The organism is Mycolicibacterium brumae, assembly GCF_025215495.1.
GTDB lineage: Bacteria > Actinomycetota > Actinomycetes > Mycobacteriales > Mycobacteriaceae > Mycobacterium > Mycobacterium brumae.
Genome location: NZ_CP104302.1, coordinates 2,737,135 through 2,749,196 on the forward strand (window position 1 = coordinate 2,737,135; position 12,062 = coordinate 2,749,196).

Here is a 12,062-nt window from a genome sequence, read left to right on the forward strand (position 1 = left end):
GCGGGGCCGATCACCACGGTGATCGGCCCCGCTTCATCGTTTGGTTCGGGCGCTCAGCCCAGGTGCTTGCGGTAGAACGGCACCAGGTCCTCCAGCGCCTTCTTCGTCGGTCCGGGCTGTTCGTAGAGGTCGTAGTGCGAGGCGCCCTCGACGACGACGAGCTGCTTGTCCTTGGACGCCGCTCGGCCGTAGAGCTCCATGCTGAGGCGCTGCGAGGCGAATGCGCCGACCTTGTCGCCGATCACCACGCACAGCGGCTGGGTGAGGAACACCTCGACGCGGTCGTAGGCGTCCCAGTCGGCGAGGTTCGCCTGCGGGGCAAAATTGAAGCTGGTCTTGCCGCCCGGCTTCTGCCCGCGCGGGGTCTTGTAGTACTCGGCGGCCTCGACGATGTCGATATCGGTGACGCCGGCCTCCTTAGCGGCATCCGGCGACGGCGGCAACAGGTCATTGATCTGCTGCTCGGCCTGCCCACGGGCTTCGGCGGTGCGCTGCGCGGCGATGGCCTCCAGCATGCCCATCGGGTCATAATCGGAGAATCCTTCCCGCATCAACCGTCCGACGTTGCTGCCCACCACGGTGCCCAGCGCCTTGATCCGCCGGTCGATCTTGGTGGCCGCGACCGCGTACCCGGCGCCACCGCAAATGGCGAGCACACCGATCTTGTCGGCGTCCACGAACGGTTGCGTCACCAGATAGTCGATGACGAAGCTGAAGTCGCTCACCCGGAAACCGGCGTCCTCGACCTGTCGGGGATCCCCGCCGCTGTCGCCCTGGAAGGAGGCGTCGAACGCGGCCACCACGAATCCGGCCTCCGCCAGCGCCCAGGACGCCGACCGGGCGGGTATCGACTTCTTCAGTATCGGCGACCACCCGGCGGCCGCGAACCGAGTCGACGCGTACGCGACGCTGGGGTTTCTGCTAGGCGCAACCTCCACCATCAGCGGCGCGGTGATCTGCACGAACCTGTTCGCCCGACCGGCGCCGATGCTCGCCCGAACGGTCGCCGGCCTGTCCGCGCACTCCGGCGGCCGCGCGATCATGGCGTTCGGAGCCAACGGAACGCCGGCGGAACTCGACCCGTTCGGCCTGCCAATCCTGCGCCCGGGCGCGCGAATTCGTGCCGTGGAGGAGGCGATCCTCGTCGTGCGGGCGCTCACCGGCGGCGGCGATCCAGTCACCTTCGACGGAGAGTTTTACCAGCTCAACGACCTGGCGCCGGCTCCGGTCAGCACTCCGCCGATCTGGGTCGGTGTCGGTGGGCCGAAGGGGTTGGCCGTTGTCGGTCGCAACGCCGATGGCTGGATTCCCCCACACGCCGCCGACTGGCGAAGCGAGCTGGTGGCGTCGGGGCGACGGGTCATCGGGGAAGCCGCGTCGTCGGTGGACCGCCGCGCCGACGAAGTCGGGATCGTCTACCTGACCGCCGGCCCGGTGACCGCAGCCCCGGTCCCCACCGCGCAGACTCGAGACAGCGAGGGCCGTTGGGCCGGCGGCGGAGTCGCCCAGTGGGTGGAGGAACTCACCTTCGCAGTGCTCGACGGCGGGGCCGTCGCGTTCAACTACCTGGTGCGCCCCGGCGAAGCTCACGACGAGCGGTCCTTGCGCCGCTGGACCGACGAGGTGGTCCCCGCCGTCCGGGCAGCCGTCTCCCCGACGACGGCCGGGCGCCACAAGAACGCGAGGGTCTGACAACCAAATGAGACGCGGGCCAGGGGGAAATCTCCCCTGGCCCGCGAAATCTATTCTGACGCTGCACAATCCACTTGCGTCACTACAATTGACAGCTGACGCAATTCTCCACCTCAGTCCCCTCCAGTGCCATCTGGCGCAACCGGATGTAGTACAGCGTCTTGATGCCCTTGCGCCAGGCGTAAATCTGCGCCTTGTTGACGTCCCGGGTGGTGGCGGTGTCCTTGAAGAACAACGTCAGGCTCAGCCCCTGGTCCACGTGCTGGGTGGCCGCGGCATAGGTGTCGATGATCTTCTCGTAGCCGATCTCGTATGCGTCCTGGTAGTACTCCAGGTTGTCGTTGGTCAGATACGGCGCCGGGTAGTACACCCGGCCGATCTTGCCTTCCTTGCGGATCTCGATCTTGGACGCCACCGGGTGAATCGAGCTGGTGGAGTGGTTGATGTAGGAGATCGACCCGGTCGGCGGGACGGCCTGCAGGTTCTGGTTGTAGATGCCGTGCGCCCGCACCGACTCCTTCAACCGCTTCCAGTCATCCTGGGTCGGGATGTGAATCCCCGCGTCGGCGAAGATCGTCGCCACCTTGTCGGTCGCCGGCTCCCACACCTGCTCGGTGTACTTGTCGAAGAACTCACCGGAGGCGTATTTGGACTCGTCGAACCCGGCGAAGCGGCGTCCGCGCTCGATGGCGATCTTGTTCGAGGCGCGCAGCGCGTGGAACAGCACCGTGTAGAAGTAGATGTTGGTGAAGTCCACACCCTCTTCGGAACCGTAGAAGATGCGCTCCCGGGCGAGGTAGCCGTGCAGGTTCATCTGCCCCAGGCCAATCGCGTGAGAGTCGTTGTTGCCCTTCTCGATCGAGGGCACCGAGGTGATGTGGGTCTGATCGCTGACCGCGGTCAGCGCCCGGATGGCCACCTCGATGGTCTGAGCGAAGTCCGGCGAGTCCATCGCCTTGGCGATGTTCAGCGATCCCAGGTTGCACGAAATGTCCTTGCCCACATGGGCGTAGGTCAGATCCTCGTTGTAGATCGACGGCGTGGACACCTGCAGGATCTCCGAGCACAGGTTGGAGTGGGTGATCTTGCCGGCGATCGGGTTGGCGCGGTTCACGGTGTCCTCGTACATGATGTACGGGTAGCCGGACTCGAACTGCAGTTCCGCCAGGGTCTGGAAGAACTCGCGCGCCTTGATCTTGGTCTTGCGGATCCGCGCGTCGTTGACCATCTCGTGGTACTTCTCGGTCACCGAGATGTCGGCGAACGGCAGACCGTAGAACTTTTCCACGTCGTACGGCGAGAACAGGTACATGTCCTCGTTGTTCTTGGCCAGCTCGAAGGTGATATCCGGGATCACCACGCCCAGGCTCAGCGTCTTGATCCGGATCTTCTCGTCGGCGTTCTCCCGCTTGGTGTCCAGGAACCGGTAGATGTCCGGGTGATGGGCATGCAGGTAGACCGCGCCGGCGCCCTGACGCGCGCCGAGCTGGTTGGCGTAGGAGAACGAATCCTCCAGCAGCTTCATGATCGGGATGACGCCCGAGCTCTGGTTCTCGATGTTCTTGATCGGCGCGCCGTGCTCACGAATGTTGGACAGCAGCAACGCGACTCCGCCGCCGCGCTTGGACAGCTGCAGGGCGGAGTTGATCGAGCGGCCGATCGACTCCATGTTGTCCTCGATGCGCAGCAGGAAGCAGCTCACCGGCTCACCGCGCTGCTTCTTGCCCGAGTTGAGGAACGTCGGGGTGGCCGGCTGGAAGCGGCCGTCGATGATCTCGTCGACCAGCCGCTCGGCCAGCGTGGTGTCGCCGGCGGCCAGGGTCAGCGCCACCATCACCACGCGGTCTTCGAAGCGCTCCAGGTAGCGCTTTCCGTCGAAGGTCTTCAGCGTGTAGGAGGTGTAGTACTTGAACGCGCCGAGGAACGTCGGGAAGCGGAACTTCTTGGCGTAGGCCCGGTCCAGCAGCGTCTTGACGAAGTTGCGGCTGTACTGGTCGAGCACCTCGCGCTCGTAGTAATCCTTCTGGATCAGGTAGTCGAGCTTCTCGTCCTGATTGTGGAAGAACACGGTGTTCTGGTTGACGTGCTGCAGGAAGTACTCCCGAGCGGCCAGCACGTCCTTGTCGAACTGAATCTTGCCGTCGGCGTCGTACAGATTCAGCATCGCGTTGAGCGCGTGGTAGTCGGTCTCCCCCGGCAGCGCATGAACGCTGTTGGTTACCGGCTCTGCAGCTGTGACGGTTGGTGGCACGCCTGTTCCTTCCAGAAGTTCTCGAGTCCCTCCCGGACGGCGAAGACGTCGTCGGTGGTTCCCATGAGTTCGAAGCGGTAGAGATAGGGGACGCCGCACTTGCGGGCGACGACGTCGCCGGCATAGCCGAACTCGGCCCCGAAGTTGGTGTTGCCCGCGGCGATCACGCCGCGCAACAACGACCGGTTGTGCTCATTGTTCAGAAATGCGATGACCTGCTTGGGGACGTATCCCCCGGCGTCGGGATCCGGGCCGTTGGCCCGGCCGCCGCCGTAGGTCGGCAGGATGAGGACGTAGGGCTCGGTGATGAGACCGTCCTCGATTCGCCCGCGCACCGGGATCCGGGTGGCCGGCAAACCCAGCTTCTGGACGAAGCGGTGGGTGTTCTCCGACACGCTGGAGAAGTAGACGATCTGCGTCATGACGCTCCCCTTCCCCCCGGATTGATCGACGGCGCGCAGTCGGCTCGCGCCGCGGCGGCTAGGCCGTCGCGACCGCCGCGGTGGCACCCAGAGCCTTGATCCGGTCCGGGCGGAAGCCCGACCAGTGCTCGCTGCCGGCAACCACGACCGGCGCCTGCAGGTAGCCCAGCGCCATCACGTAGTCACGGGCCTCGGTGTCGACGGTGATGTCGACGATTTCGTAGGCCACGCCCTGCTTGTCCAGCGCCTTGTAGGTCGCGTTGCACTGCACGCACGCGGGCTTGGTGTACACGGTGATCGACGACTGGCTCATAACTGGCAGGCTCCCCTCAGCGAAATTCTTACGGACTGGGTTTGCGGTCCGGCGCTGCCGCCCTCCCGCGTACCTCCCGGCCGTCGAATCCCCTGGTGATCGGGCCGCTGACCCCGGATTCCCCGGTGGACGGAGACTCGGTTTCAACCGGCTTGATCATGCTGGACACTTGTGGCCTGTTGGTGCCTCAGACACTACACCTAGTGGCCGACAATGCGAAGAGGTACAAGATGTTCTGAACAACATTCGTGAAATTCCCAGGTCGTAACCACCTCTCCGGGCGTTTCATCGGCGTGTCGCAGGTCACAACACGCCGATGACGGTGCTCACCGAACGCCCGCACCCCTATGTCTAGCAGCGACCACCGACAGGGCGTCCGCGCGACAACCACACGGACGCCCCCTGTCCGGTTACAGCAAACCGGCCAACTGCGCGACGGCGTCGCGAACCGCGGCGGCGGTCTCGGCGTTCTCGCGCGGGTGGCGGCCGTCCAGGGCCGACAGTGGCTGCGACAGCTTCACCTCGTCGACCACCCGGGCGCCGGCGATGCCGAGCGATTTGCGGGCGTCGTCGTGCGCCCAAACCCCGCCGAAGCGTCCAGCCGCCGCGCCGATCACGGCGACCGGCTTGTCACTGAGCACACTGTCGCCGTACGGCCGAGACAGCCAGTCGATGGCGTTCTTCACCACCGCGGGCAGGCCACCGTTGTATTCGGGAGTGACGATCAACACCGCGTCGGCGGCGCCGACCGCCGCGCGCAGCCGCACGGCGGCCTCCGGGCGCGCGGCCTCGACGTCGAGATCCTCGTTGTAGAACGGCACCGCGTCCAAGCCGCCCAGATAGATCTCGGCGTCGACCCCGTCCGGCGCCGACGCCACGGCGAGCTCTGCCAGCTTGAGGTTGACCGAGTCCGCGCGCAGGCTGCCCAGCAGGATCAGGATCCGGGTGTTCGACATGGTTGTGCTCCTTCATGAAAGTTCGATGCCCGGGCCGTTCCCGGTAGTCAGCCATAGCTAACCGGACTTTAGTCCGGTTTATTCCGCCTTGGTTTAAACTCGCCATCATGGCCCCCGAACGCGCCGACGCCGCGCGCAACCGCGCGCGCGTGCTCGACGCCGCACGTCGACTGGTCTCCGCACACGGGCCCGGTCAGGTCTCGATGGACCAGGTCGCCGCGGCGGCCGGCGTCGGCAAGGGGACCTTGTTCCGCCGGTTCGGCAGCCGCGCGGACCTGATGGCGGCGCTGCTCGACGACGAGGAGCGCCTCAGCCAGCGGGCGTTTCTGTTCGGCGATCCGCCGCTAGGACCCGGGGCGCCGCCGCTGGAACGGCTACGAGCCTTTGGCGAGCATCGGATCCGGTACGCCCACCGCCACCACGCGTTGCTGATCGCCGCCGGCCGCGCCGCGCCACACCACCGTCAATCCCCGCCGGAGACCGTGATCCGCGCGCACGTGCGGATCCTGCTGGCCGCCGCCGGCAGCTCCGGCGACCTCGACGCACAGGCCGACGCGCTCACCGCGCTGCTCAACCCGGAGTACGTCGAAGCGCTATGCCACGAAGGCCGCGACGAGGACCACCAGATCCGCGCCTGGGCATCGCTGGCCGCCAAGTTGTGCGGCCACTGACCGCAACGCACAGCAACCTGTCAGATCGCAGGGCTAGAGTTTGTTTGATAAACTACATAACATTACTTATAGAGATAGATAGAGAGGGGTTCCCCCGATGTGGCGTCAACCCAAGGCGGTGTGGGCCGTGGCTTTCGCATCCGTCGTCGCATTCATGGGCATCGGCCTCGTTGACCCGATCCTGAAACCAATCGCCGACAATCTCGACGCGTCCCCGTCGCAGGTCTCGCTGCTGTTCACCAGCTACATGGTGGTGATGGGCGTGTCGATGCTCATCACCGGCGCAATCGCCAGCCGCATCGGCGCCAAGAAGACCCTGCTGCTCGGCCTGGTCATCATCATCATCGGCGCCGGTCTGGCCGGCATGTCCAGCACTGTCACCGAGATCGTCGGCTGGCGCGCGGTCTGGGGCCTGGGCAACGCGCTGTTCGTCGCGACCGCCCTGGCCACCATCGTCACCGCGGCCCGCGGTTCGGTCGGCCAGGCGGTCATCCTCTACGAGGCCGCGCTCGGTCTGGGCATCGCGGTCGGCCCACTGGTCGGCGGCGTGCTCGGCTCGATCTCCTGGCGCGGACCGTTCTTCGGGGTCTCTGCCCTGATGGCCGTCGCCGTCGTCGTCACCGCACTGCTGCTGCCGAGCACTCCTCCGGCGCCCAAGACCACCTCGGTGCTGGACCCGATTCGGGCGCTGCGCCACCGCGGCCTGTTCGGCGTCTCGATGACTGCGCTGCTGTACAACTTCGGCTTCTTCACGCTGCTCGCCTTCACCCCGTTCCCGCTGGACATGGACGCCCATCAGATCGGGCTGATCTTCTTCGGCTGGGGCCTCGCGCTGGCCTTCACCTCGGTGGTGGCGGCGCCCCGGTTGCAGCGTCGGTTCGGCACGCTGCCGACTCTGCTGGTCAACCTGCTGCTGATGAGCGCGACGCTGGCGGTGATGGCCGTGGCGACCGATCACAAGGCCGTGCTGGCGGGCTGCGTCGTCGTCGCGGGCCTGTTCATCGGCGTCAACAACACCCTGGTCACCGAGACGGTGATGAAGGCCGCACCGGTCGAGCGTGGAGTGGCCTCGGCCGCCTACAGCTTCGTCCGGTTCGGCGGCGCGGCGCTCGCGCCCTGGCTCGCGGGCTTCCTGGGCGAGCGGTTCAACATGCACCTGCCGTTCTGGGTCGGCGCCGCGGCGGTGCTGCTCGGCGCGATCGTGCTGGCCGCCAGCCGCAGTCATCTCGCCGGTATCGACGATCCCGAGGATCCGCTGGAGGAACTCGAGGAGCAGGCCGAGGCGATCACCGTCGGCAACGACAGCTGAGACGTCCAGCGGATATCCGGGCGACCAGCGCCATTCATCGCCCCGACACCCGCTGTGGCTAGCGTCGCGGTTATGTCCTCGCAGCGCCCCGCCCTGCTCGAATCCGCCCTTGACGACGTCAACCTGCTGCTGGAGCACCTGGATTCCGCGGCAGCCGAGTGGCAGCCGTGGATCGACCGGGTGGCGCCCGAACACCGGGACGGCGCCCTGAACCTGGCGCGGTACTGCGCGATGCGCCAGGTCGATGTCCGCGATCTGCAGCGACGGCTGGCCGGCCTCGGACTGAATTCCTTGGAGAGCGCCGAAGCACACGTCCAGCAGAGTCTGCGCGCGGTGGCGTTGGCCCTGAGCCAGATGCTTGGCGCGGCGCCCCTGTCGGCCTCCACCGCCGATTTCGCCGAGGGCGCCCGGGTGCTGAACCGCAATGCCGAGGACCTGCTCGGACCCCGCCCGGCCGGGCGGGCCGCCCGCATCATGGTCACCATGCCCACCCAGGCCGCCACCGACCCGACCCTGGTCGCCGGCCTGCTGGACAGCGGGATGGAAATCGCACGGATCAACTGCGCCCACGATGACGCGCAGATCTGGCGGGCGATCGCCGCGCAGATCGCCGACCACACCGGACGGCACTGTCTGATCGCCATGGACCTCGCCGGACCGAAATTGCGCACCGGGCCGATCGAACCCGGCCCCCAGATCATCCGGCTGCGCCCGACCCGCGACGCCCGCGGCGAAGTGCTGGTCGCGGCTCGGGCCTGGCTGACCTCAGCGGGCGCCCCGGCGCCGAGTCCGCGGCCCGGACTGCCCACCGTCCCCGTCGGCGGCGGATGGCTGCGCCGGCTGCGCGCCGGGGACATCATCGAACTCCGCGACACCCGCAGGTCTCGGCGGTGGCTGGAAGTCGAGCAGATCTGCCCCGTCGGCGTGGTGGTCAGCTGTGATCAGACCGTTTACCTCGGAACCGGCACGCAGCTGAAGGTTGTCGGGGAGGAAGGCGCCAGCGTGATCGGCGAGCTGCCCGCCGTCACCCAGTTCCTGCGGGTGCGCGCCGGTGACACCCTGCGCGTCACCCGAGACCTCAGTCCGGCGCCAGCGTCGGCCGAACCGGCGCGCATCGGGTGCACGCTGCCCGAGGTCTTCGACTGCGCCGGCGTCGGCGACCGGGTGTGTTTCGACGACGGCAAGATCAGCGGCCGGATCGTCGAAGTGGCCCACGCATCCTTCGACGTCCGCGTCGACGCTCCGCTCGAGGAGGCGAAACTGCGCGCCGGCAAAGGAGTCAACGTCCCGGACACCGACCTGCGGATCAGCGCGCTGACCGACAAGGACCGCGCCGACCTCGCCGAGATCGTCGCCCTGGCCGATATCGTGCAGTTCTCCTTCGTGCGGGACCCCGCCGACGTCGAGCAGCTCTTCGACGAGCTGGATCGACTGGGCGCCTCGGACCTCGGCGTGGTGCTCAAGATCGAGAACCGGGGGGCGTTCGAGAACCTGCCCCAGTTGCTGCTCTCCGCCATGCGCCGACGCCGGGTCGGGGTGATGATCGCTCGCGGCGACCTCGCCGTGGAGTGCGGCTACGAACGGCTCGCCGAGGTGCAGGAGGAGATCCTGTGGCTGTGCGAGGCCGCCCACATCCCGGTCGTCTGGGCCACCCAGGTGCTCGAGCAGCTGGCGAAGTCCGGGGTGCCGTCGCGGGCCGAGATCAGCGACGCGGCGCTGGCCCAGCGGGCCGAATGCGTGATGCTGAACAAGGGCGCGCACATCGCCGACGCGGTGCGCGCGCTGTGCGACATCCTGGCCCGGATGACCGGCCACCAAGACAAGAAAACCGCGCTGCTGCGCCCGCTGCGGTCCTGGGAATCCCCCGCCGCGGCCGTCGGCGACACCCCTTAGGGGTCACGATGTTCGGACCCAGGCGTTGCCCTGTTCCCGGTCCAGCACGGTGATCGCCTTGTTCTTCAGCGCGAAGATATAGACCAGCAGGCTGACGAAGATCACGGCGGTGACGTAGACGATGAACCAGCCGGGGCGCCCGCCGGACTTCGCGGCCTGGAACAGCATCGGCGCGGTGCCGCCGAACACCGAGTTTGCGAACGCGTAGCCCAGGCCGACGCCCAAGGCGCGCACCTCCGCCGGGAACAGTTCGGCCTTCACGATCGCGTTCACCGAGGTGTAGCCGGTCAGGATGATGTAGCCGATGGCGGTCAGCAGGAACGCGGTCAGCGCTGAGGTCGCCTGCGGCAGATAGGTCAGCAGCACATAGGTGTAGAGCACGCCGCCGATTCCGAAGCCGACCAGTAGTGGCTTGCGGCCCACCCGGTCGCTGAGCAGGCCGCCCAGCGGCTGCAGCAGCATCAGGAAGATCAAGCCGAACAGGTTGATCCAGGTGGCGGTCATGGCTCCGTCGGCCCCGAAACTGGACTTGATGATCGCCGGGGCGTTGACGCTGTAGGTGTAGAACGCGACCGTACCGCCCGCGGTGATCAGGAAAACCAGCAGCAGCGGGCGCCACTGGGTGACGAACAGCGTCTTCAGCGAGCCGGCGCCGGGGTCCTTGCCCTCGCGGATCTCCGCCAGGTGCGCCTCGCTCAGCGATTCGTCCATGGTGCGCCGGATCCACAGCACCACCAGCGCGGCGATGCCGCCGATGAAGAACCCAACCCGCCAGCCCCAGTCCTTCATCGCCTCGACGTCGACGAAGCTGAGCATGATCAGCAGGGTCAGCTGGGCCAGCACGTGGCCGCCCACCAGGGTGACGTACTGGAACGACGACAGGAACCCGCGCCGGTTCGCCGTCGCCGCCTCCGACATGTAGGTCGCCGAGGTGCCGTATTCCCCGCCGGTGGCGAACCCCTGGACCAGGCGGGCGAAGATCAGGATCACCGCCGCCCAGACGCCGATGCTGTCCCGGGTCGGCATCACCGCCACCAGGAACGAGCACGCCGACATCACGCTGACGCTGATGACCAGCGCCGTCCGGCGGCCGCGGCGATCGGCGATGCGGCCGAAGAACCACGATCCGAACGGACGCATGATGAAGGTCACCGCGAAGATCGCGTAGATGTAGACCGTCGAGTTGGCGTCGTTCTCGTCGAAGAACTGGGCTTCGAAGTACGACGCGAACACGGTGTAGATGTAGACGTCGTACCACTCGACGAGGTTGCCGGCCGAACCCTTCATGGTGTTCAGGACAGCGCGACGGGTGGAGGTCGGCGCATAGGTGGGGCCGGCTGCCGTGTCGCTCATTTCGGGAGGCTACCCCGATGGCGTCCGCCGCACACCGCGCGAACCGCAAAAGAAACCGGCGCCGAGCGGGATTCCCACTCGGCGCCGGTTGTCAATCTGGTTAGTTGCAGGCCCAGGAGTCGATCCAACCGCCACCGAGGCGGCCCATCGCGTCGTTCTGCGCCTCGGCCAGGGTGGCGCCGCCACCGCCCTGGTAGGTGAAGCCGTTGTAGGCGACCGCGCCGCAGCCGCCGACGAAGGAGGTCAGCACCTTGCAGTCGGTGTAGCCGCAGTAGTTCCGGGCGGTCTGCTCGGCGGCGCCGCGGTTGCCGTAGCGCACCGCCCACCCCGAGGCGCCGTTGGGCGCGTAGGCGATGGCGCCGAAGCCCGAGGCCGCCGAGGCGGTCGGGGCCAGCACCAGCGGGGCGGCCGCGGAGGCGGCGATCGCCACGGCGGCGACTGCGGCCCGATGGCGAAGTGTCTTCTTGGTCATTCTTCGTTCCTCTCTGATCCGCAGTGTTCGCTTAGACGGGCTTCTCGGCGGTGACTTGCTTGCCGAATTCGGACAATTCCAGGGTGACGGTGGCGTCCTGCACCGGCTCCATCTCGGCCTTGAGCAGGTGGTTGCTGCCGTCCTGGGCGATCCACAGCGTGGTCGGCAGCTGAATCTCGTCCTGCGGGCCCATCCGGGACCCGGCCATCACCATCACGTCGTTGGACGACGCGGTGCCGCTGATCTTGGTCGCCTCGACGCCGTCGACGGCTTCACTGCCCTGTTCCTTGGGGTCCTGGAAGTTCTTCAGCAGGTTGGCCAGTCCGCGCTCGGGGTCGAGCACCAGCGCGACGCTGTAGATGGAGTTGCCGTCGCCGTAGTTGACGAACGTGCCGGGCTCGGCGACATCGGAGTACAGGCTGCCGTCGACGTAGACGAACTTCGAGGTGGCCTCGCCGAGGCTGCCCATGTCCAGGGTGACGGTTCCGGTGGCGGCCGGGGCCGGCTTGGTGGACAGATCGCCTTCCAGCCGCTTGGCCTTCAGGTTCGGCACCTGCCCGTCGCTGGTCAGCAGCACGTGCGCGCCGGTCACCTCGCCCATGGCCTCCGCGGACGCCTTGACCGTGGCGGCGGGGTCCTCACCGGAGCCGGTCGACGAGCCGCCGGTGCAGGCGCTGAGGGCGAAGCCCCCGACCAGCGCGGCCGCTGCGATGCGCAGCCCTACCTTCAT

The 12,062-nt window shown here is 67.3% G+C and carries 12 protein-coding genes; 4 read left to right on the forward strand and 8 right to left on the reverse strand.

What is annotated here, in order from left to right; all coding sequences use genetic code 11:
• Positions 1 to 53: 53 nt before the first annotated feature.
• Positions 54 to 725 (reverse strand): alpha/beta hydrolase, encoded by a 672-nt coding sequence (locus L2Z93_RS13350; protein ID WP_090586143.1) that lies wholly within the window; start codon positions 723 to 725, stop codon positions 54 to 56.
• On the opposite strand from L2Z93_RS13350, the gene L2Z93_RS13355 reads away from it, so the two are divergent.
• Complete coding sequence (locus tag L2Z93_RS13355) at positions 703 to 1,692, forward strand: LLM class flavin-dependent oxidoreductase (RefSeq protein WP_090586147.1); 990 nt, start codon at positions 703 to 705, stop codon at positions 1,690 to 1,692. The two genes, L2Z93_RS13350 and L2Z93_RS13355, sit on opposite strands and share 23 nt — an antisense overlap.
• Before the next feature lie 82 nt (positions 1,693 to 1,774).
• Here the strand turns inward: L2Z93_RS13355 and nrdE are convergent, their stop codons facing one another.
• The 4 genes from nrdE to L2Z93_RS13375 form a co-directional block, all read right to left on the reverse strand.
• A complete protein-coding gene (gene nrdE / locus L2Z93_RS13360) occupies positions 1,775 to 3,943 on the reverse strand; it encodes a class 1b ribonucleoside-diphosphate reductase subunit alpha (RefSeq protein ID WP_090586151.1) in 2,169 nt (722 codons plus the stop codon).
• Positions 3,910 to 4,365, reverse strand: a complete 456-nt coding sequence (nrdI, locus tag L2Z93_RS13365; RefSeq protein WP_090586154.1) for a class Ib ribonucleoside-diphosphate reductase assembly flavoprotein NrdI — start codon at positions 4,363 to 4,365, stop codon at positions 3,910 to 3,912. Before nrdI ends, nrdE begins: the two co-directional genes overlap by 34 nt.
• 58 nt (positions 4,366 to 4,423) lie before the next feature.
• Positions 4,424 to 4,678, reverse strand: a complete 255-nt coding sequence (locus tag L2Z93_RS13370; RefSeq protein ID WP_090586156.1) for a redoxin NrdH — start codon at positions 4,676 to 4,678, stop codon at positions 4,424 to 4,426.
• Between the two features lie 410 nt (positions 4,679 to 5,088).
• Positions 5,089 to 5,634 carry an NAD(P)H-dependent oxidoreductase gene (locus L2Z93_RS13375; protein WP_090586159.1) on the reverse strand — a complete coding sequence of 182 codons (546 nt, stop codon included), beginning with the start codon at positions 5,632 to 5,634 and terminating at the stop codon, positions 5,089 to 5,091.
• 107 nt (positions 5,635 to 5,741) lie between these two features.
• Here L2Z93_RS13375 and L2Z93_RS13380 point away from each other — a divergent pair, with 107 nt between their 5' ends.
• From L2Z93_RS13380 to L2Z93_RS13390, 3 genes are all read left to right on the forward strand, one after another.
• Complete coding sequence (locus L2Z93_RS13380; RefSeq protein ID WP_090586162.1) at positions 5,742 to 6,305, forward strand: TetR/AcrR family transcriptional regulator; 564 nt, start codon at positions 5,742 to 5,744, stop codon at positions 6,303 to 6,305.
• A 97-nt stretch (positions 6,306 to 6,402) separates the two neighbouring features.
• Positions 6,403 to 7,614: an MFS transporter gene (locus tag L2Z93_RS13385; RefSeq protein ID WP_090586166.1), complete on the forward strand. Its 1,212-nt coding sequence runs from the start codon at positions 6,403 to 6,405 to the stop codon at positions 7,612 to 7,614.
• 72 nt (positions 7,615 to 7,686) lie between these two features.
• Positions 7,687 to 9,507 carry a pyruvate kinase gene (locus L2Z93_RS13390; RefSeq protein WP_090586170.1) on the forward strand — a complete coding sequence of 607 codons (1,821 nt, stop codon included), beginning with the start codon at positions 7,687 to 7,689 and terminating at the stop codon, positions 9,505 to 9,507.
• 3 nt (positions 9,508 to 9,510) lie between these two features.
• Here the strand turns inward: L2Z93_RS13390 and L2Z93_RS13395 are convergent, their stop codons facing one another.
• The 3 genes from L2Z93_RS13395 to L2Z93_RS13405 all read right to left on the reverse strand — a co-directional run bounded on the left by L2Z93_RS13395 (position 9,511) and on the right by L2Z93_RS13405 (position 12,062).
• Positions 9,511 to 10,860, reverse strand: coding sequence for an MFS transporter (locus L2Z93_RS13395; RefSeq protein WP_090586173.1), 1,350 nt, complete (start codon positions 10,858 to 10,860; stop codon positions 9,511 to 9,513).
• A 100-nt stretch (positions 10,861 to 10,960) separates the two neighbouring features.
• The gene (locus tag L2Z93_RS13400; protein ID WP_090586177.1) at positions 10,961 to 11,332 is read right to left on the reverse strand and encodes a DUF4189 domain-containing protein; all 372 of its coding nucleotides are present in this window, start codon (positions 11,330 to 11,332) and stop codon (positions 10,961 to 10,963) included.
• Positions 11,333 to 11,363: 31 nt separating this feature from the next.
• The gene (locus L2Z93_RS13405) at positions 11,364 to 12,062 is read right to left on the reverse strand and encodes an LppX_LprAFG lipoprotein (protein WP_090586298.1); all 699 of its coding nucleotides are present in this window, start codon (positions 12,060 to 12,062) and stop codon (positions 11,364 to 11,366) included.

What these genes read in the sequence shown, in the direction of transcription:
- L2Z93_RS13355 (WP_090586147.1), top strand. Translation starts at nt 703, where the DNA reads ATGACGAAGCTGAAGTCGCTCACCCGGAAACCGGCGTCCTCGACCTGT.
- L2Z93_RS13380 (WP_090586162.1), top strand. Translation starts at nt 5,742, where the DNA reads ATGGCCCCCGAACGCGCCGACGCCGCGCGCAACCGCGCGCGCGTGCTC.
- L2Z93_RS13395 (WP_090586173.1), bottom strand. Translation starts at nt 10,860, where the DNA reads ATGAGCGACACGGCAGCCGGCCCCACCTATGCGCCGACCTCCACCCGT.
- nrdI (WP_090586154.1), bottom strand. Translation starts at nt 4,365, where the DNA reads ATGACGCAGATCGTCTACTTCTCCAGCGTGTCGGAGAACACCCACCGC.
- L2Z93_RS13370 (WP_090586156.1), bottom strand. Translation starts at nt 4,678, where the DNA reads ATGAGCCAGTCGTCGATCACCGTGTACACCAAGCCCGCGTGCGTGCAG.
- L2Z93_RS13390 (WP_090586170.1), top strand. Translation starts at nt 7,687, where the DNA reads ATGTCCTCGCAGCGCCCCGCCCTGCTCGAATCCGCCCTTGACGACGTC.
- L2Z93_RS13400 (WP_090586177.1), bottom strand. Translation starts at nt 11,332, where the DNA reads ATGACCAAGAAGACACTTCGCCATCGGGCCGCAGTCGCCGCCGTGGCG.
- L2Z93_RS13385 (WP_090586166.1), top strand. Translation starts at nt 6,403, where the DNA reads ATGTGGCGTCAACCCAAGGCGGTGTGGGCCGTGGCTTTCGCATCCGTC.
- L2Z93_RS13375 (WP_090586159.1), bottom strand. Translation starts at nt 5,634, where the DNA reads ATGTCGAACACCCGGATCCTGATCCTGCTGGGCAGCCTGCGCGCGGAC.
- L2Z93_RS13405 (WP_090586298.1), bottom strand. Translation starts at nt 12,062, where the DNA reads ATGAAGGTAGGGCTGCGCATCGCAGCGGCCGCGCTGGTCGGGGGCTTC.